The sequence below is a fragment of the Luteimonas terrae genome (assembly GCF_004358165.1).
In the GTDB taxonomy this organism is placed as follows: Bacteria; Pseudomonadota; Gammaproteobacteria; order Xanthomonadales; family Xanthomonadaceae; genus Luteimonas; species Luteimonas terrae.
Window position 1 is genome coordinate 152,656 of the sequence record NZ_SMTG01000005.1, and the last position, 20,659, is coordinate 173,314.

Annotated in this window: 12 protein-coding genes and 1 pseudogene; 6 read left to right on the plus strand and 7 right to left on the minus strand. The window is 65.0% G+C overall.

What is annotated here, in order from left to right:
* Positions 1 to 169: 169 nt before the first annotated feature.
* From E2F49_RS12720 to E2F49_RS12730, 3 genes are read right to left on the minus strand one after another with little or no spacing between them, the layout of a single operon-like run.
* Positions 170 to 1,438, minus strand: a complete 1,269-nt coding sequence (locus E2F49_RS12720; RefSeq protein ID WP_165971236.1) for a lipopolysaccharide biosynthesis protein — start codon at positions 1,436 to 1,438, stop codon at positions 170 to 172.
* A 17-nt stretch (positions 1,439 to 1,455) separates the two neighbouring features.
* Positions 1,456 to 3,516 (minus strand): tetratricopeptide repeat protein, encoded by a 2,061-nt coding sequence (locus E2F49_RS12725; RefSeq protein ID WP_133394240.1) that lies wholly within the window; start codon positions 3,514 to 3,516, stop codon positions 1,456 to 1,458.
* Positions 3,517 to 3,569: 53 nt separating this feature from the next.
* Complete coding sequence (locus tag E2F49_RS12730; RefSeq protein ID WP_279487354.1) at positions 3,570 to 4,055, minus strand: pilin; 486 nt, start codon at positions 4,053 to 4,055, stop codon at positions 3,570 to 3,572.
* 142 nt (positions 4,056 to 4,197) lie between these two features.
* On the opposite strand from E2F49_RS12730, the gene E2F49_RS12735 reads away from it, so the two are divergent.
* A complete protein-coding gene (locus E2F49_RS12735) occupies positions 4,198 to 7,206 on the plus strand; it encodes a fused MFS/spermidine synthase (protein WP_208004896.1) in 3,009 nt (1,002 codons plus the stop codon).
* Between the two features lie 294 nt (positions 7,207 to 7,500).
* On the opposite strand, the gene E2F49_RS12740 is transcribed toward E2F49_RS12735, so the two are convergent.
* The 3 genes from E2F49_RS12740 to E2F49_RS12750 form a co-directional block, all read right to left on the minus strand.
* Positions 7,501 to 7,935 (minus strand): pilin, encoded by a 435-nt coding sequence (locus tag E2F49_RS12740; protein WP_133394241.1) that lies wholly within the window; start codon positions 7,933 to 7,935, stop codon positions 7,501 to 7,503.
* 354 nt (positions 7,936 to 8,289) lie between these two features.
* Positions 8,290 to 9,720, minus strand: coding sequence for a sigma-54-dependent transcriptional regulator (locus E2F49_RS12745; RefSeq protein WP_133394242.1), 1,431 nt, complete (start codon positions 9,718 to 9,720; stop codon positions 8,290 to 8,292).
* Between the two features lie 399 nt (positions 9,721 to 10,119).
* Complete coding sequence (locus E2F49_RS12750; RefSeq protein ID WP_133394243.1) at positions 10,120 to 11,736, minus strand: sensor histidine kinase; 1,617 nt, start codon at positions 11,734 to 11,736, stop codon at positions 10,120 to 10,122.
* Between the two features lie 236 nt (positions 11,737 to 11,972).
* Between E2F49_RS12750 and sucC the strand changes: the two genes are divergently transcribed.
* From sucC to rpoD, 5 genes are all read left to right on the plus strand, one after another.
* Positions 11,973 to 13,133 (plus strand): ADP-forming succinate--CoA ligase subunit beta, encoded by a 1,161-nt coding sequence (gene sucC / locus E2F49_RS12755; protein ID WP_055246545.1) that lies wholly within the window; start codon positions 11,973 to 11,975, stop codon positions 13,131 to 13,133.
* 173 nt (positions 13,134 to 13,306) lie between these two features.
* On the plus strand, positions 13,307 to 14,179 hold the full coding sequence (gene sucD / locus E2F49_RS12760; protein ID WP_055246547.1) for a succinate--CoA ligase subunit alpha: 873 nt from the start codon (positions 13,307 to 13,309) through the stop codon (positions 14,177 to 14,179).
* Between the two features lie 133 nt (positions 14,180 to 14,312).
* Entirely contained in the window at positions 14,313 to 15,950 is a 1,638-nt protein-coding gene (locus E2F49_RS12765) for an NAD+ synthase (protein ID WP_133394244.1), read from the plus strand.
* Positions 15,951 to 16,161: 211 nt separating this feature from the next.
* A complete protein-coding gene (gene dtd, locus E2F49_RS12770) occupies positions 16,162 to 16,599 on the plus strand; it encodes a D-aminoacyl-tRNA deacylase (protein ID WP_133394245.1) in 438 nt (145 codons plus the stop codon).
* A 54-nt stretch (positions 16,600 to 16,653) separates the two neighbouring features.
* On the plus strand, positions 16,654 to 18,537 hold the full coding sequence (rpoD, locus tag E2F49_RS12775) for an RNA polymerase sigma factor RpoD (protein ID WP_055246552.1): 1,884 nt from the start codon (positions 16,654 to 16,656) through the stop codon (positions 18,535 to 18,537).
* Between the two features lie 429 nt (positions 18,538 to 18,966).
* Here rpoD and E2F49_RS12780 read toward each other — a convergent pair.
* Positions 18,967 to 20,634, minus strand: a pseudogene (locus tag E2F49_RS12780) (type IV secretory system conjugative DNA transfer family protein); the annotation flags it as partial.
* Positions 20,635 to 20,659 lie beyond the last annotated feature (25 nt).

Sequence of the window (20,659 nt, forward strand, 5' to 3'; positions counted from 1 at the left end):
TTGGCTTGTGCTGGAGTGCTTGTCACAGAGTACGATGCAATTGCTTTCCGCGGTCGTATTGAGCGTGCCGATACTCGGTCTACGTGCAGGGGCTTGTTGCCTACGCGCGCGCAGTCTGGCGCCGGCGCGAGGTTGGCTGCAACCCTCGATGTCCTGAGTAGACGCCCGGTTAGTCTGGTGTCGTCTGCCGCGTCGTCGCCTGGCCTCGTCGACACCTGCCTGCGATCGTGAGCCATGCCAGAATAGCCATGCTCCATTCGGAAGCGGTCACAGCGTAAATAAGAGGCCATGCGTGTGGGGCCAGCCCGGTGGTCGCGAGAATTGCCACCAGTGCCATGACGGATAGTCCCACACCCTCGATGCACGCCCGTGCGATCGGACGACCTGTCGCCATCAGAGTGCTCGCACCCGACAGTCGCAGTGTCATTCCCGGAACGGCAATGGCCAACAGCGGCAATGTGAACTCTAGCGAGGCGTAGTCGGGGCCGAACAGTCCGGCCAGATGTGGCGTGGCCAGATACAGAGCGCCGGCCGCTGTAATTCCATAGAAGAGGGACGCGGCGAAGACGGCAGGCACTAGATGTCGGTCGCGTGTGACCTGCATGGAGAACAACCGGGGCAGCGCCGACAGCATGAGTGCCGTGATCGGCGACACGATGGCGCCGGTGATTCTGGACGCCGTCGAATAGATGCCGGCAGCGTCAGCCGCGAGCAGGCGTGCCGAGAGCGCCTTGTCCAGTTCGCCGGGTGCTGTAGCGGTGAGATTAAGGCAGGCATACCCAAGAGCATCCTTCCATTCCGGGATGGAAGGCAGGCGCCACGAGCGCAAGCTCGGGAGCGTAGTTCCGCCGGACATCCAGCAGACCGCCAAAGCCGCCAAAGATGCCCCCGCATAGAAGAGGCAGTACAGGCCCAGTGGCGCCTGAGGCGCGAATCCCAGCAGTGCGATCACAGCTAATAGCCGGAAGGCGAGCGGCAAGATCAGCAACACCTGTGAACGCGCCACGCTACCCGTTCCCAGTAGTCGCCCGGATGTCAGCTGCAGAAAGGGGTGCAGCACGACGTCTGCAATAGCGAGGGCGGCGATCGCGAAGAGCGGAAGTGCGCCGGACGGGACTACCCAAGCGACAGCGCTCGCGTAAATGATCGACATCAGGGCGGCGCCGACCAGGGTCGCCCCCGCTGCGTACTCCATCGTCCTGGCGCCGCTACTGGTGTCGGCGGCGACATTGCGCATGACAACCAGATGTGTGCCCATTGTCGCCATTGATCCGGCCATGACGCTAAGCGCGGTGATGCCTGCAAACACCCCGAAGTCCGCGGGATCCAGCAGACGCGTCAGCAGGATCAGGGTGCTCGCGACCAGCAACAAGCGCAGCGCTAAAATTCCGGATGTCCGAATGGTGGCGCGGGCCAGTGACCCGACTGCGAGGCTCATCTGATCCTCTAGTTCAATTAATCGATAATTGACGAGGCTGCGCACGAACTCATGCGCTGGCATTCTTCAGAAAGGGCCTCGCGAAGGATGGATAGTTCTTCGCGCCAGTACCAAAATAGGAGTCGATCGTGAAAGGCTGGCATTGACAGATCTCTCCTCATGCGGGGGGGGCTCTCTTCTGCCAGCTCTAAATGCTGCATGGCGAGGTTGATTTGTCGGTTGTTCGCCAGAGCTGCAGCCTGCGCAAGCGCGACGGCTGTGCGTGGCTCCGCGAGGTAAGCGCGATCAAAGAGTGTTTTGGCAAGTTTCGGGTTCCCGTCTGCCAGTGCGATCAATCCGGCAATGTTGTCCAGATCCTGCTGGCGACCTGGAATGTTCTGCACCCGGGGATTTGCGCGGGCGGAGTCCAGCATGTCTGCGAGTTGCCGAAGATCGAGCGGCGGGCAGGCGTCCCCTTGCGCTGCGACGGGTACCGAACGTGCAAACCATTCGTAGCCCATGCGCTGCAGCACGGTGGTCTGTTTCAAAGCCAGTTTCGCGCGATCGAGATCATGCTGCGTGAGTTGGCCGATCTCGCACTTTGCGCCAACGAGATTCAGCGCAAGCTGGATCTCATCGGGTCTCTGCGCCAGCAGCGTCTCGACGCGGGAGATTGCGCCTTCGGCGTCTCCGCGGGCGAGTTGCATCTGCGCCGCATAGGCTTGCGCGCGAGGAGAGTCCGGATTGGTACGGGCCCACATTTCGGCCTGATCGTCCATGTTGCCCCAGAGGGATGCGCGCATGAGCGTCAGCCCTGCAAGCAGCGCCGGCAAGCCAACCAGAAGAAACGCGCGTGCGATACGAGTGCGCTTTCGAGGTGAGGCTGACGTGTGGTGCGAGGCAATGGCGTGTCCCCGCCAGTCCCCGGTTGCCACCCACATGGCGAGCGGCCAGAAGAGCAGCAGGCTTGGCAGATAATTTCTGTGCTCGTAGTAGATCTCGAGCAGGAGCACACCCGTTTCCATCAGGTGGCCCAGCAGGAAGAACAGAACTGCCAATGGCCACAGGCCAAAGCGATGTCGGCCTGCGACGCAAAGGCCCGCCAGGCACGCGATAGCGGCAAAGGAGGCGAGCGTGGTCCAAGGCTGCAACAGGCTTGTCGATAGCGGGAAAGCATCGTTGAACAGGCCGGCGCTGTAGGGTTGCGGCAGCCAGAGCAGGCGCAGGTAATCCCACAGCACACGTCCCTCGGTTAGCAGGCGTTCTGATGCGGTCCATGGGCGATGAGGCGGCGCACCGTGCACCAGCCCGTCTATGAGGAACTTGCCGAGGTATGCAACGATCAACAGCGTCGGCAACACCAAGGCCGAGATCCGGGCGATCTGGAGATGGTTGCGGCTCTTCGCATCGTGTGCGATCAGGCGGGGCGCCAGCAGCAGCCCCTCGATCAGCCAGGCCAGCAGCGGCAGCAAAGCACCATTCGCTTTCGACAGCACCGCCAACGCGGTGCAGATACCGAGCGAGCCCACTGCTGTGAGACCGCCGCGAAGGGACAGGCCGCGAGCCATCATCACGCGGCCCCACGTCCAGCCGGCCAGTCCCAGGATGGTGAACGTGGCTGGCAGCATCGCCTCGCGCTGAACGATGTACAGCGTCGTAGAAACCAGTAACGGATGCAGCAACCAGAGGGCCGTGCTGAACCAGGCGGCGACAGCGGCCTGGCGATTCGTCACGCGGAGCAATCTGCCCCACGCGAACAGCAGGCCATACAGCAGCGCGCCGTTGAGCAGGTGCACCAGCACATTGGTGCGCTTGAACGGATAAGGATCTGCAGGCCAATCGCGGGCGTCAATCAGAAAAGTCAGCAGCGACAGAGGTCGGCCGGTCGGATCCGCTGTGCCCGAGGTGATGTAGTAGAGAAACGTCGTCCAGTTGTCGACCGGCCCGTAGGCGCCCAACGTGGGAAGATTTGCGAAGTCGTCGAAGAGAAAGCCGCCGTGTAGGCCGGGCAGGTAGACGAGCCACGCGAGCAGCAGGAGAGCGGGTAGCGCGAGGCCGTGCAGCAGCCACTCACGACGGGTACTGGAGATCTGTTGCATCGGAACGGGCCCGGACTCGACTCACGCAGCATACGCGAACGCCTTGCCCCGCCTCAGCTGCGGCAGCTGGAGGGCAGGTACTGCGCGGGCAGGGTGCCGCCCTTGCAGCGCCAGTCGGTGCTCCCCGTACTAGTGATCGCCGACAGCACCAGCGTCTGGCTCAGGATGCGCGGGTGTGCACTGTTGCCGAATGTGATCTCGATCTGCCCGGCGACTTTGGAAACACCCACTGCACTGACGTAGTGGCCGGTGATGTTGTTTGCGGGCGCAAGGCCTGCTGCGGTGTTGTTGGCCGGCCAGGTGCTCATGCTGTCGCGGTACTCGGCCAGCCCCACCTTCGCGCCCTCTGCAAGGCTTATGGCTTCGGAGACCTGGCTGCGGATCACATAGTTCTGGTAAACCGGTACCGCGATGGCGGCCAGAATCGCGATGATCGCCACGACGATCATGATTTCGATCAGGGTGAACCCCTGGTGGCGAGCCTGGGCGAGCGGATGTGATCTGGTCATGCCTGATATCGCAAGCAACACATGTGCCATGGGTGCGAGTGAATCGTGATGCCGATCGCAAGGAGGGTGGGTGCCACGTCGCCCACTTTCTGTTTCGCGAGCCCTGTTGCTCACGGGCGCTTGATCGGCAATCCTCATGGGCCACGCCGCCAGGCGCGAGGGGATGCGATACGTGACCAACGACTTCCGGCGCCAGCGGCATCTGCTGCTGGCCGTGTTCGTCCTGTCCGGCTTTGCCGGGCTCGTCTACCAGTCCATCTGGTCCCACTACATCGGTCTGTTCCTCGGCCATGCGGCGTATGCGCAGGCGTTGGTGCTCGCCATCTTCATGGGGGGCATGGCGGTGGGCGCTGCGTTGATCGCCAAGGCGGGCGAGCGCTGGCGCAATCTGATTCGCGGCTACGCCGTGATCGAGGTCGTGATCGGCGTGCTGGGCCTGGCGTTCCACTGGATTTACGGTGGCGTGGTCGGCCTCAGTTACGACGTGTTGATTCCCGCTGCAGGTGGAGGCGCGGCGGTCAATGCGGTGAAGTGGGGCATGGCGGCATTGCTGATCCTGCCGCAGACCGTGCTGCTGGGCATGACCTTTCCCCTGATGAGCGGTGGCCTGATCCGACGGTTCCCCGGTCAGGACGGTGACGCGCTGGGCGGCCTGTATTTCACCAACAGCGCAGGCGCCGCAGTTGGTGCACTCGCCACTGCCTTCGTGTTGTTGCCTGCAGTGGGGTTGCCGGGGGCAACAGTCACTGCGGGTGTACTGAATCTGGTGGTGGCGGCATTGGCCTGGTGGGTGGCGAGAACACCCGAGCCCGAGCGCATGGTAGCCGCCCCCGTGCCTGCGGATGCGGTAACTGGCCCTGCCGCCAGTGATCGACCCCTTCTGCGTCTGGTGCTTTGGGGCACTGCGTTGTCTGGCGCAGCCTCCTTCGTCTACGAAATCGTCTGGATCCGGATGCTCAGCATGGCGGTCGGCAGCACCCTGCATGCGTTCGAGTTGATGCTCGCGTCGTTTATTGCCGGGATTGCGCTCGGCGGCCTGTGGATCCGCAAGCGCGCCGATCGTACCGCGGACCCGCTGCGGCTGGTCGGTTGGATGCAGATCCTGATGGGCTTGGCGGCGCTTGCCTCGCTGGTGTTGTACGGAAATGCCTTCGAATGGGTCGGCTGGATGATGCGCGCCCTGGCCAGGAGCGATGGCGGCTACGTGCTGTTCAATCTGGGCTCGGCCACGATCTCGATGTTGATCATGCTGCCGGCGGCTTTCTTCGCAGGCACGACGCTGCCTTTGTTCACCGTGGCGCTGCTGCGTGCGGGGTTCGGTGAGCGCTCGATCGGGCGCGTCTACGCCTGGAACACGATGGGTGCGATCTTCGGCGTGTTCGCGGCCATCCACCTGCTGATTCCCGGATTGGGGTTGAAGCTGGCGCTGTGCGTGGCTGCGCTGTTGGATCTGGCCATCGGTCTGGTGTTGTTGCGCTGGCGCGTTGAAACGCGCCCCGCGATGCTGCGGTTCGCTGCGGCTGGACTTCTGAGCGCAGGATGTCTGGCGCTGGTCGTCACTCAGGTGCCGTTCGACCCGATGCGACTGGCATCGGGGGTGTTCCGGACGGGCAACACGCAGATCGATCCCAGCCAGAAGATGATGTACTACCGTGATGGCAAGACGGCGAGTGTCTCGGTGGTGTCGTCCCCGAACGGAACGGTGCGCATCGCCACGAACGGTAAGGTGGACGCGTCGATCGCGGTCGCCGATGACGTGCCCGCGCAGCTCGACGAACCCACGATGGCGATGTTGGCGGCGCTTCCTCTGGCGATGCACGAGGCGCCGGAGCGCGTGGGTGTGATCGGTTTCGGCTCCGGCATGACCACGCACGTGTTGCTGGGGGATTCGCGTGTTAGACGGGTCGACACTGTCGAGATCGAGCAGGCGATGGTGGAAGGCGCTCGAGCCTTTGGCAACCGGGTCGTGCGTGCCTACGAAGACCCGCGATCGAACGTCGTCATCGACGATGCCAAGGTCCATTTCTCGGGACAGTCGCAGGGTTACGACATCATCGTGTCCGAGCCATCCAACCCGTGGATCAGTGGGGTCGGTTCGCTGTTCTCCAAGGAGTTCTACAGTTTCGTGCCGCGCCAGCTCAACGAAGGTGGTCTGTTCGTGCAGTGGGTGCAGTTGTACGAGATCGACGACCGTCTGGTGGCGTCCATCCTCAGCGCGATGACGCCAGCCTTCGGCGACTACGCCGCCTGGATGTCCAATCATTCCGATCTGATCATCGTTGCGACCATGGACGAGCGTCTGCCCGAGGCGGATTTCGCGATAGTGCTGGAAGGCGCGATTGGAGACGACATGCGCAGGGTGGGAATCTCGCATCCCGAACAGCTCGCGTTCCGGAAGGTGGCGGATGCCCGGATGTTGCGTGCCCTCGGCCGGCTCTATGGAAGCGTCGAGAATTCCGATTATCGTCCTCTGCTCAGCCTAGAAGCACCGCGGACCCGCTTTCTCGGCAGTAACGCCGTCAACCTGATCGAACTCCCGTTTCTGGATCAGCCGGTATTGGACATGCTCGGGGTGCGCCGACCGCTTTCCGATGCGATCGAGTTGCCGGAGAATAGCTTGTTCCAGGCTGAAGCGCTGACGTTGCGTGCCCGACGTATGCAAGCGGCGCTCGCGCAAGAAGATGGCGAATTCGTCGACCTGTCGACTGAGGACGCGGCTTTGGTCCTGTCCTACAAGCATGTTGTGACGCAGTGCGCGCAAGGCCGTGTTGGCAGTGATGCGCGTCTGGCCCGGTTCGTTCGAATCGCGGCCGCCGTGACGCCCTACATCGGTTCCGATTCCAAAGGGCGCTCTGAAATCACTACAGCATCCGGTCGTTGTGCAGATAACGACATGGACATTGCAAGAGCCCTTGTCGAGGCGACTGCTGCCCGAGATGCCGACCGGATGCTTCAATGGGGCACGGCGTGGTTCGCGCGCGGCTCGGCCGCACACAACGCGCGTGAGCATCACTGGTTCGATCAGATCGCGTATGGGGCTCAGATGCTGGCATTCGGTGCCAAAGGGGACTGGCGCGGCGTTGAAGGACTTGAGCATGAATTAGGCGCGCAGGTTAAATCAACAGATGAGTTCCTGAGGACTCGGAGCCTGCTGCTGTCGATGGCCGATGACGAGCGCTAATTTTTGAAGCTTAGATCGCGTTTCGGAAGCGTTGGCACATGTTGCTTGCAACTGTGTTGGCACAACCCTCGTGCCAGCGAGGTCAGCCTACTTAGGTTGGCTGGCTGGCTTGGCTTTCAAGCTGTCGGCCTGTAGTCCGTGGCCATACCTAATCTGCATACGCCCCCAAAATAGCCAGCGTTTAGGGCTGCTTTGATCCTACATAATGATGGTGGGCGAGCATGAGAGTTCTCCTTTCTCAGGGCAAAAAAAAGCCGCCCGAGGGCGGCTTTTCTACGCCTGATAAAGAAGATATCAGGTGGTCGTACGGCAGACGGTCGGACGATACTTGGTATCAACATCGCCGCCCTTACAGACCCAGTCAATGCTGCCAGCGTTGCTGACTGCCGAATAGATCATGTTCTTGCCGCTGATCTTGCTGTTTGCGCTGTTGCCGTAAGTGACGGTGATTTTGCCGTTGCTGGCATCAACGCTCGACACGTACTTGCCCTTAATGTTAGCGGAAGATTCAAGACCGGCGTTTGCGTTGGAGGTGGGCCACGTACCCCTGTCAGCGCGATACTCAGCGATGGCAGTCTTGGCGCCCGAAGCAAGGCTCGCGCCTTCCGACACCTGTGCGCGGATGGTGTAGTCCTGATACGCCGGGATCGCGATGGCGGCCAGGATGGCGATGATCGCGACCACGATCATCAGTTCGATCAGGGTAAAGCCCTTCTGCAGCGTCTTCATGGTGTATCCCCTAGGAGTGGATGGTGTCACGTGCCTTGTGGCCGGCTGGTGCCGTTCCGTGGGCAGCCGTGCGACATGCACGTGCGGTAGGGATATCGCATGAGCCGTGCCAACTTTTGCAGCGCGATCACGGAGTGAACTGTGCGGCGCGTCACTTGGATGAACAGGGCGGAGAGTCGAAAGTGGCGCCGAACGTCAAAAGGTGACCTTGAGCGCGCATGAGGCGTTCCAGCCCCGTGTAACAGCGCTCCAGGTCGGCCGGGCCGTTCCTTGGGGGAATTTCGGCTTTGCGGAGCGATCGGTTTCGCTGCGCTCTACCCGTCCTGCGAAGCCGCCAAGCGCGGGGTCGTGCGCTCAGTCGATACCCAACTTCTTGAGCTTGTACCGCAGCGCCCGGAACGTGATCCCCAGCGCCGCCGCGGTCTTGGTCTTGTTGTAGCGGTTTTCCTGCAGCGCCTGCTGGATGGCGGCGCGCTCGATGTCCTCGATGAAGGAGGGCAGGGCGGTGCCGGCGGTCTCGTAGGGGCTGACGGTGCGCGGGTCGCGAGATGGCGGGCTGGAAGGCAGCGCCTGATGCGTGCCAGTGACGAAGGGCGAAGCTGCGGACTGCGGCTGGTTGGCCTGCTGTGTGCCGCGCGGGACGGGCAGATGCAGGTCGGCCGCAGTAATGCGGTCCTCGTCGGCCATGGCCAGGGCGCGCTCGAGGATATTCTCGAGCTCGCGCACGTTGCCAGGGAATCGGTAGGCCTCGAGCGCGGCGACGGCGTCGTCGGCGAGCGCCGGTGCGGATCGCTGCATCGCTTGGGCGAGGCGGCGCAGGATGGCGTCCGACAACAACGGCAGGTCGCCGGCGCGTTCGCGCAGGGCCGGCACGTTCAGGCCGATGACGTTGATGCGGTAGTAGAGGTCGTGGCGGAAGCGGCTGTCGTTGACCAGCTGCGACAGATCCTTGTGCGTGGCCGACAGGATGCGCACGTCGACCTGGATTTCGGCAGACGCGCCGACCGGGCGGATCGACTTTTCCTGGATCGCGCGCAGCAGCTTGACCTGCATGGGCAGCGGCAGCTCGGCGACTTCGTCGAGAAACAGCGTGCCGCCGTCGGCCGCCTGGAACAGGCCCGGCTTGTCGCTGTGCGCGCCGGTGAAGCTGCCCTTCTTGTGGCCGAAGAATTCGCTTTCCATCAGTTCGGTGGGAATCGCGCCGCAGTTGACCGGCACGAACGGGCCGTTGGCGCGGGCGCCCTGCGCGTGGATGGTGCGGGCGACGAGTTCCTTGCCGGTGCCGGACTCGCCTTGGATGAAGACCGGGGCCTGGCTGCGGGCGACCTTGGCGATGGTGTTGCGCAGCGTGACCATGGCGTCTGAGGTGCCGAGCAGGCGGCTGCTCTGTTCATCGGCATTGCGCTTGGCGCGTTCGCCCAGCTCCAGTGCCTGGCGGACGAGACCGCGCAGGACGTGAATGTCGACCGGCTTGCTGACGAAATCGAAGGCGCCGACCTTCAAGGCCTCGACCGCGGCTTCGACGTTGCCGTAGGCGGTGATCATGGCGACCGGCATGCCAGGGTAGCGGGTGTTGATCTCGCCGACCAGCTCAAGGCCCGAGCCGTCGGGCAGGCGCATGTCGGTCAGGCACAGATCGTATGAAGCGGAGGCCAGGAGTTCACGCGCGGCGGCCAGCGTGGGCGCGGTTTCGGTGCGCAGCCCCATGCGGCTGAGCGTCAGGACCAGTAGCTCACGGATATCGTGTTCGTCGTCGACGATCAGGACACTGCGCGTTTCGCTCATCGATTCGCCACACCACGGAATTCAGATGTGACGCATAGTGACAGAAGTTGCCAAAAGTGACGAGGGTCACATTGGTGATCGAGGTCACGCGGGTTGGGCGACGGGGTGCAGGGAATTGCGGTGGGTGTGACGCGGGTATGCCTAGACGCTTCGCTCACTTGGCGGATTTGTCGGGGCTTCCGCGCTCGCGTTGTCGTGCGAGCTTCGGAGGCTCGAGCGCGCTCCGACTCGGCCGCACCGGAAATTTCCAGTCGATCTGCGCCTCGCCTTTCGCCGGAGCGACGTCGAAGATTGGGAGCGAAAGAGTGAGCGGTGTGCTGGCTGCAGGCGTCGGGCAGTTGGGTCAGGGCTCGAAACGCTTCGTGTCTACTCCCGATACCTGATAAGCCTCAGCGGTATTCAGCCTCGAAGCAAAGTCCGCCGCGCAGCCAGCGTGACCCGGAAGCAGGCGCCGCCACCGGGCACCGCGACATATTCGAGATGCGCTTCGTTCGCCCGGCACAGTTCGTGAGCGATGTAGAGACCCAGCCCGGTGCCGCTTTCGGAGGTCGTGAAGAACGGCCGGAACAGTTGGGCCGCGACCGCGTCCGGAATGCCGGGGCCGCGGTCGAGCACGCCGAGGGTCGGGCACTCGCCTTCCTGTTCGATGCGCAGCGTGATGCGGGCCGGTTCGCCGGGCATGCGGCCGTAGCGCACTGCGTTGTTGACCAGGGCGGTCAGCACCTGCTGCAGATGGCGCGGGTCGAAGATCGCGCGCAGCGTGGGCTCCTCGCAGGCGACCTTCAGCTCCGCGTTTTCCTCGGTGACGATCAGCCGGTAGTCCTGCACGAACGCGTTCGCGGCGGCGACCAGATCGACGTGTTCCGGACGCGCGCGTTCGCGACGGGCGAGGCCGAGGACGCTTTCGACGATGCCGTTCGTGCGCACGCACTGCTGGTGGATGATCTGCAGCAGGCGGCGGTCGGCCTCGCCGACCTGGTCGGATTCCTCCAGCAGCTGGGTCGCGTAGCTGATGGCCGCCAGCGGATTGCGGATCTCGTGGGCGAGGCTGGCCGAGAACCGGCCCATCGTCGCCAGCGTCAGCGACTCGGCCCGGCGCGACACCAGCGAAGTGTCGTCGAGGAAAACCAGCGTGCTGTCGCTCTCGGCCAGCAGGCGCACGAAGCGTGGCATCACGTCGGTGTGTTCGCGCAGGGTCAATGGCGCGCTGTCGATGCTGCCGCTGCGCAGCCATTCGGCGAGGCGCATCGCAAGCGGCGGCGCCAGTTGCGAGAGGGTTCGGCCGTGCAGCCCGTCCTCGCCAGGGGTTCCGGTGTCGCCGATCAGCGCCATCGCCGCTTCGTTGGTCAGGCGGATGTGGCCGGTGCCGTCGACCAGCAGCACGCCGGTCTGCATGCGGCGGATGATCAGCTCGTTGATCTCGGCGAGATTCGCCGCCTCTGCGCCGCGGCGGTCGGCCAGTGCCTGGGTTTCGCGGACCTGGGTACCGAGCTGGCGCGTCAGCGATGCGGCGGCGAAGAAGCCCAGGCCGAACATCAGCATCTCGGCAAACGGGCGATCGAACGTGCCGGTGCCGAACAGTCCGACGATGCGCTCGGCCAGCAGCGCCAGCGACGCCGCGGCCGCGATCAGCAGGCTGCTGCGGAAGGTCACGAACAGTGAAGCCGCGCCGATGTTGAACAGCAGCAGCATCGCCACGCCCGGGGCGACTTCCGGAATCGCGTAGGTAATGAGCGTGGCGACGAGAATGTCGACCCCGACGCCCACTACCGCGTGGCCGGGGTAGTTGCCACGCGCCCTGCGGGCATGCAGCAACAGGCCGACCGAGGCGACCAGATAGCCGATGCTGACCGAGACCGCGACCGGCTGGTCGGCAATGTCCCCGAGCGTCGCGCCCCACGGACTGAACACCAGCAGCGCCAGCAACGCCGCTTCCAGCACCCTGTAGAGCGCGAACAGCGACAGTTCGCGCTGCAGCAGCGATGGCGGATGCGTGGAGGCTGCAAGCAGGGGCACGGACACGTTCCGTCGGACCGGTGGCGCGAGTATAGGCCGCGGCGTCGGGGGAGCCAGTCGGCTGGGGCAAGACTGCCAGGCGCGCGCTCGGCGGAATGCACCGTCTCTCGACGCCGAGGCTCCCGGTTTTGCCCGCCGCCCCGGTCTGGGCGAGAATAGCGGACCCCCGTCGACCCGCCACGCCTGCGCGTGGCCCGCCGGCTGGCGGCTTATTCCTTTCCGTACACGGACCCCACATGAACTTCCACGAGTACCAGGCGAAGCAGTTGTTTGCCGATTTCGGCATCCCCGTGCCGGCCGGACGCGTTGCGTCCAGCGCCGACGAAGCAGTCGAAGCGGCCCAGTCCCTGGGCGATGGCCCCTGGATGGTCAAGGCCCAGATCCATGCGGGCGGCCGCGGCAAGGCCGGCGGCGTGAAGTTCTGCAAGACCACCGACGACGTCAAGACCGCGGCCGGCAACATGATCGGCACGAAGATGGCGACCTACCAGTCGGCCGGTGTCGCGCTGCCGATCAGCCAGGTGCTGGTGACCACCGCCGGCGAGATCGTCAAGGAACTCTATCTGTCGGTGCTGGTCGACCGCGACTCGCGCGCGATCACCTACATCGTCTCCAGCGAGGGTGGCGTGGACATCGAGCAGGTGGCCGCCGAGACCCCGGAGAAGATCCACTCGCTGACCGTCGATTTCGTCGAAGGCTTCCAGCCGTACCAGGGCCGCGACATCGGCTTCAAGATGGGCCTGACCGCGAAGCAGTCGAACCAGCTCGCCGGCATCATGGGCGGCCTGTACAAGCTGTTCAACGCGAAGGATCTGGCGCTGGTCGAGCTCAACCCGCTCGCCATCCTCGACGACCAGAACCTCTACGCGCTCGACGGCAAGGTCAACTCCGACGACAACGCGACCTTCCGCCACAAGGATCTCGCCGCCATGCGTGACACCACGCAGGAAGACGAGGCCGAAGTGCGTGCCAGCCAGTTCGATCTGAACTACGTGACCATGGACGGCAACATCGGCTGCATGGTCAACGGCGCAGGCTTGGCCATGGCGACGATGGACGTGATCTCGCTCAACGGCGGTTCGCCGGCGAACTTCCTCGACGTGGGCGGCGGTGCGACCAAGGAGCGCGTGACCGAGGCGTTCAAGCTGATCCTGTCCTCGGACAAGGTCAAGGCGATCTTCGTCAACATCTTCGGCGGCATCGTCCGCTGCGACATGATCGCCGAGGGCATCATCGCCGCGGTCAAGGAAGTGGACGTCAAGGTGCCGGTCGTGGTGCGTCTGGAAGGCACGAACGTCGAAGCGGGCAAGCAGCTGCTCGCCGACTCGGGCCTGGCGATCACCCCGGCCGACGACATCAACGACGGCGCCAAGAAGGTCGTCGCGGCCGCCGCCTGATTTTACTGGCGACGACAGGCCTCGACGCCGGAGTCCAAGCCCCTTGCGTCAAGGGGCGGCATCGCGAAAGCGATGCGGGGTTCCGGAGAGATGGCGCAAGCAGCGTTCCGTGAAGCGGGACGCGGCGCCGGCCCGAAGTCGCACAACCCACAGATAGCGAAGGACTCAAACGAATGTCCGTTTTGATCGGCAAGAACACGAAGGTGATCGTGCAGGGCTTCACCGGCCAGCAGGGCACCTTCCATGCGACCCAGATGGTCGAGTACGGCACCCAGGTCGTCGGCGGCGTCACGCCGGGCAAGGGTGGCACCACCCACATCAACCTGCCGGTGTTCAACACCGTGCGCGAGGCCGTCGATGCCACCGGCGCCGACGCGTCGGTGATCTACGTCCCGCCGCCGTTCGCGGCCGACGCGATCCTCGAAGCGGCTGCGGCCGGCATTAAGGTCATCGTCTGCATCACCGAAGGCATCCCGGTGCTCGACATGCTGCGCGTCAAGAACGTGCTCAAGTCGCACCCGGACGTGGTGCTGGTCGGCCCGAACTGCCCCGGCATCATCACCCCGGGCGAGTGCAAGATCGGCATCATGCCGGGCCACATCCATACACCGGGCAAGATCGGCATCGTCTCGCGTTCGGGCACGCTGACCTATGAAGCGGTCAAGCAGACCACGGCCGCGGGTCTGGGCCAGTCGACCGTCATCGGCATCGGCGGCGACCCGATCAACGGCCTGAACTTCGTCGACTGCCTCAAGCTGTTCAACGAAGACCCGCAGACGTTGGGCATCATCATGGTCGGCGAGATCGGCGGCGCGGCGGAAGAGGCCGGCGCGGAATACATCAAGAACCACGTCAAGAAGCCGGTCGTCGGCTTCATCGCCGGTGCGTCGGCCCCTCCGGGCAAGCGCATGGGCCACGCCGGCGCGATCGCGTCGGGTGGTTCGGGCACGGCCGAAGGCAAGTTCAAGGCGATGGAAGCGGCGGGCGTGAAGACCGTCCGTTCGCCGGGTGACCTCGGCGCGGCGATCGCCTCGCTGGTCAAGTAAGTCGCGCTTTTACGGGTGACTGGGAAAGGCCGCCTTCGGGCGGCCTTTTTCGTGGGCGGGATCCGTCGGCGCATGCAGGACCGTTGCGGTGCGCGGCTATGATGGGAGCCCCGCTTTTCGCGTGTATCCCGACATGACCGATCCGCTGCGCATCGCACTCGCCCAGTTCGACTTTCCGGTCGGTGACGTCGGCGGCAACGCCGAGCGCATCGCGCAGATGATCGTGCAGGCGCGCGACGAATTCGGCGCGCGCGTGGTGGTGTTTCCCGAGCTCGCGATCAGCGGCTATCCGCCTGAAGACCTGCTCATGCGCCCCGGCTTCCTGGTCGACTGCGAGGCGGCGCTGATGCAGATCGCCAAGGACGTGCACGGCATCGTCGCGGTGGTGGGCTGGCCGGAATCGGCGGGCAGCGTGCTCTACAACTCGGCCAGCGTGCTGCGCGACCGCAAGCTCGAGCGTACCTATCGCAAGCGCGAACTGCCGAATTACAACGTGTTCGACGAGCGCCGCTACTTCCATGTCGATCCCGATGGCGGTTCGTGCGTCGTGGAGGTCGATGGGGTGCAGGTGGGCGTGCTGGTCTGCGAGGACCTGTGGTTCCCCGAGCCGCTCGACGACACTGCGCGGCTCGGCGCCCAGGTTGCAGTGGTGCCGAACGCCTCGCCCTACGAGCGCGGCAAGCACCGGCAGCGCGACGCGCTGCTGGCCGAGCGCACGCGTGAAAGCGGGGTGGCGTTGGCCTACGTCAACGTGGTGGGCGGGCAGGACGCGCTGGTGTTCGACGGCGCCTCGGTCGTGGCCGACGGCGACGGCACCGTGCACCCGGCTGCGGTCGCGTTCGACGACCAGTGGCTGGTCGTGGATTTCGACCCGGCCACGCGCGCGTTCTCGCCGGTGCTGTGGGTCGATGATGGCGACGAAAGCGTCGACGCGCTCGCCTGGCGTGCGGTGGTGCGCGGCACGCGCGACTACTGCGTCAAGAACGGCTTCTCCAAGGCATGGGTGGGCCTGTCGGGCGGCATCGATTCGTCGGTGGTGCTGTCGATGGCGGTCGACGCGCTGGGCGCGGAAAACGTCACGGCGGTGCGCCTGCCCTCTCGCTACACCGCCGACCTCAGCAACGACCTCGCCGCCGAACAGTGCGAGGCACTGGGTGTGCGGATGTTGACGATTCCGATCGAAGCGCCGTTCCAGGGCTTTCTCGATGCCCTCGAAGATGCGTTCGAAGGCAAGGCGGTCGATCTTGCCGAAGAGAACCTGCAGTCGCGCACGCGCGGGGCGATCATGATGGCGCTGTCGAACAAGCATGGCGGCCTGCTGCTGACCACCGGCAACAAGAGCGAGTACGCCGTCGGCTACGCGACCATCTACGGCGACATGGCCGGCGGCTATGCGCCGATCAAGGACCTCTACAAGACCGAGGTCTTCGGCCTCGCCAAGTGGCGCAACACTGTGGGCGGCGCGCCGGTGATCCCGCCGGCGGTGATTGCCCGTCCGCCGTCGGCCGAGCTCCGGGCCAACCAGCTCGACCAGGATTCGTTGCCGCCCTACGACGTGCTCGACGCGATCCTGCGCCGCTATGTCGACCAAGAAGAATCGCGCGACGAGATCGTCGCCGCGGGTTTCGATGCGCAGGTCGTCGACCGGATGCTGCGACTGGTGCGGATCAACGAGTGGAAGCGTCACCAGGCCGCGCCGGGCCCGAAGATCTCGCGGCGCGCGTTCGGGCGCGAACGGCGGTATCCGATCAGCAACCGGTATCCGGGGTGAGGAGCGGGGGCGTTTCCGTGAGCCTCGAATATCTGCTCCTTCCCCCGCGTGCGGGGGAAGGCTGGGATGGGGGCGATTCTTCTCCTCGCGGATCTGGAGAACGTCAGTCCGGATTTCGATGCTTGTGGGCGACAGCACTACGATCTGACGGTTTGCCCCCACGCAACCCTCCCCCGCAAAGCGGGGGAGGGCTCCAAGTCGCGGGCTCGCCATGCTCGCTCTGATCCAGCGCGTCTCGGAAGCCACCGTCCGCGTCGACGGCGAGGTCATCGGCCGGACCGGCCCCGGCCTGCTGGCACTGGTCGGTGTCGAGCCCGGCGACGGCGAGGCCCAGGTCGAACGCATGGCCAGCCGCCTGCTGGCCTACCGGGTTTTCAGCGACGCCGACGGCAGGATGAACCTCTCGCTGGCCGACACCGGCGGCGGCCTGCTCCTGGTCAGCCAGTTCACCCTGGCGGCGGACACCCGCTCGGGCAACCGGCCGGGCTTCAGCACCGCCGCCGCGCCAGCCGAGGCTGAACGGATCTTCGATGCGCTGGTGGCCGTCTGCGGCGCCCGTCACCCGGGGGTGGAAACCGGTCGCTTCGGTGCCCATATGGAGGTCAGCCTGGTCAACGACGGCCCGGTGACTTTCCTGCTCAGGGCGTGATCCCGGCTGTGCAGGTGGTACAATTACGGGTTCACTTTTCAAACGGTGCGCCACATGGCGAATGAACGTCCCGCCCAGCAGTCCGACATCAAGCTCCTGATCAGCAAGGGCCTGGAGCAGGGCTATCTGACGTACGCCGAAGTCAACGATCACCTGCCCGACGACATGGTCGATCCGGAGCAGATCGAAGACATCATCGGCATGATCAACGGCATGGGCATCGATGTCCATGAAGTGGCGCCCGATGCCGAGACCCTGCTGCTGGCCGGCGAGTCGAGCGGCAACCGCGAAGTCGACGAGACCGCCGCGGAGGAAGCCGCCGCCGCGCTGACGTCACTCGATACCGAGGGCGGTCGCACCACCGACCCGGTGCGCATGTACATGCGCGAGATGGGCACGGTCGAGCTGCTGACCCGCGAGGGCGAAATCGCCATCGCCAAGCGCATCGAGGAAGGCCTCAACCAGATGATGGCCTCTGTGGCCAGCTTCCCGTGGTCGGTCCAGCTGCTGCTCGAAGAGTACGAACTGCACAAGGACGGCAAGAAGCGTCTGGCCGAAGTCGTGGCCGGCTTCAACGACCAGCTGCTCGAAGAACTCGCCGCCGAGGAAGAAGCCGCCGCGGGCAACGCGCCGGCGCCTGCGGCCGAAGCGGAAGACGACAGCGACAGCGACGACGACGACTCCGACGATTCCTCCGATGAGGAAGAGAGCACCGGCCCGACCGGTCCGGATCCGGCGGAAGTCCTGCGCCGCATGGACGTGATGGCCGACCTGTTCAACAAGTTCCAGAAGTCGTACGCCAAGAACGGTGCGACCGCCAAGCCGGTGGTCAAGCTGCGCGCGGAAATGGCCGAGGTCTTCATGACCTTCAAGCTGCCGCTGCCGCTGACCGACCTGCTGGTCAAGAAGCTGCGCGACGTGGTCTCGGAGATCAAGGATCACGAGCGTCGCATCCTCGACCTGTCGACCCGCGTGGCCAAGATGCCGCGCAAGGATTTCATCCGCGCCTGGGACGGCAACCAGACCAATACGGGCTGGGCGGACGAGATGATCAAGCGCAAGCAGAAGTGGTCGTCGGGCCTGAAGGACGTGCGCGACCAGATCGTCGCCGAGCAGGAAGCCACGCTCGCGATCGAGAAGGCCATGGGCGTCACCCTGGGTGACCTGAAGGAAATCAACCGCGCGATGGCCTACGGCGAGGCCAAGGCCCGCAAGGCCAAGAAGGAGATGGTCGAGGCCAACCTGCGCCTGGTGATCTCGATTGCCAAGAAGTACACCAACCGCGGTCTGCAGTTCCTCGACCTCATCCAGGAAGGCAACATCGGCCTGATGAAGGCGGTCGACAAGTTCGAGCACCGTCGCGGCTTCAAGTTCTCGACCTATGCCACGTGGTGGATCCGCCAGGCGATCACGCGTTCGATCGCCGACCAGGCGCGCACGATCCGCATCCCCGTGCACATGATCGAGACGATCAACAAGCTCAACCGCATTTCCCGCCAGATGCTCCAGCAGTATGGCCGCGAGGCCACGCCGGAGGAGCTGGCCAAGGAAATGGACATGCCGGAAGACAAGATCCGGAAGGTCATGAAGATCGCGAAGGAACCGATCTCCATGGAGACCCCGATCGGCGACGACGAGGACTCGCACCTGGGCGACTTCATCGAGGACACCAACGTGGAGTCCCCGATCGACGCGACCACCAACACCAACCTGATGGAAACGGTACGCGACGTGCTCGCCGGCCTGACCCCGAGGGAAGCGAAGGTGCTGCGCATGCGCTTCGGCATCGACATGAACACCGACCACACCCTCGAGGAAGTCGGCAAGCAGTTCGACGTCACCCGCGAGCGCATCCGCCAGATCGAGGCCAAGGCGCTGCGCAAGCTGCGTCACCCCTCGCGCAGCGAACAGCTGCGGAGCTTCCTCGACGTCGAGTAAGCGCGTCGCGTTCGAGACTCGGAAAAGCCCGCCGCACGGCGGGCTTTTTCGTGTCCGGGCGGCCGCGCGAACCCGTACTGGGACCCACTTCGCGCGGCACCGCTCTCTCACCCGGCACGCGATCTGCGTTGCGCGTCGATCGTCTGCCAGAAGCCACCCCCGCGAGCGGAGGAAGGTTGGGTGGCAAACCGTCCGATGCACGCGTCGGCGCGGATGCGAATCCGTTTGATCGCGGCCTGTTCGCGCGGGCCTCGACCATGCGTGCGCCTGCAGCGCCTCTTCCGGGGCCAAGCGCTGTTCGATCTGCTAAAGGACTGCCCGGCGCAGCATCTAGCCGGGCGCGCGCTCGACTTCGGATCTGACGGCCAGCGGTCGCTCCGTCCGCGTCGAGCGCGCTGCAGGCGCCGGGCCGGCCGCTGCGTCCGCATCGAGCGACAGCGGCGCGACCTCGACCCGCGGCAGCAACCGGCGCGTGAAATGACGGTCTTCGTAATAGCGGATCTTCCGGCAAAGCGCGGGCCAGGCCATGCCCTCGTACAGAATGATCTGGCGTTTCGGCCCCATCGCCTTGAGTTCCTGCGGCAGCATCAGCGCACGCTTCTCCAGCACCTCGTTGTCCGACACGCCATGGCCGCGTCCGTGCGACCGCGTGCGGGCCCGCCGGCGCACGGTGGTGAAGCCGAGCATCTCGGAATAGTCGTTCGCATCCTGCTGTTCACGGGGCGCGTAGACGATCTGCAGCGCATGGTTGGTCAGGATGGTGCGCGAGAGCTCCTTGCCGTAGACCGCATCGAGTTGCGCCATCGACTGCACGATCGGCAGCAGGCGCAGGTTGTAGCCGGCCATGTAGGCGACCGAGCGGGCGATGATGTCGACGCGGCCGATCGCGGTGAACTCGTCCATCAGCAGCAGGCACTGGTGGCGCAGCGACGGATCGTTCTGCGGCAGTACGCGGGTATTGACGTTGATCAGCTGGCTGAAGAACAGGTTCACGATCAGCCGGCTTTCGGCGAGTTTGTCCGGCTGGATGCCGACGTAGATCGTCATCCGCTTGCGGCGGACGTCGCGCAGGTCGAAGTCGTCGGCGCTGGTCGCGGCATCGAGCACCGGATTGAGCCAGGGATTGAGCGGCTCGCGGAACGTGCCGATGATCGATGCGAAGGTGACATCGGCCTGCGACAACAGCCCCGAGAACGCGGTTCTCGCCTGTGCACCGAGGAACGGGGCCGCGGCGAGCGCCTGCAGATGCTGCTTGAGATCGGCGCCGTTCCCGGACGCCAGCCGCAACACCGCGCCGAGTGTCGGACGCGCGCTGGCGGGGCGAGCATCGGCGAGTTCGAACAGGTACAGCGCGAAGGCGAGAAACGCGTTGCGCGCCTGACCGACCCAGAAGCGATCCTTGTCGTCGCCGTCCGGATACAGCATCGCGGCGATCGCCTGCAGGTCGGAGACCCGGAACGCGGGGTCGGCGGACACGTAGGTCAGTGGGTTCCAACGATGCGTGCGCCTGTCCTGCGCGAAGGGATTGAACAGATGGATCTGGTGGCCGATCGACGCACGCCAGCCGGACGTGAGATCGAAGTTCTCCTGCTTGATGTCAAGCACCACGGCGGATTCGCGATAGTCGAGCAGGTTCGGAATCACCACGCCCACGCCCTTGCCCGAGCGCGTCGGCGCGGCGAGCACCACGAACTGCTGGCCCGGCAGCCGCAGCAGGCGTCCGCGGTGCCGGCCGACGACAATGCCGTCGGCCCCGCGACGCAGCAGACCGGCGCGGGCGAGATCCAGCAGACCGGCGAAATGCGCACGGCCGTGGAGGTTGCGGTGGCTGCGCAGCTTGAACAGCATCACCAGCAGCGCCAGCCACACCAGCAGCACCAGTCCGAAGGCGATGCCGCCGGCGGTCCAGATCCGCCAGGCAAACGGCGCGACCTGCGGATGCGCCACCACGCGCGCATAGTCGATCCACGTACCGGGCCCGAGCGCCGATGTCTCGAGGCCCAGCAGCATGAGGACAAGATAGCCGGCGAGGTACAGCGCGGCGATCACGGCCGCGACCGTGACGGCTCCTGCCGCGATCAGGCGCTCAGTCGACATGGCGGGCTCCATCCGCATCTCGACA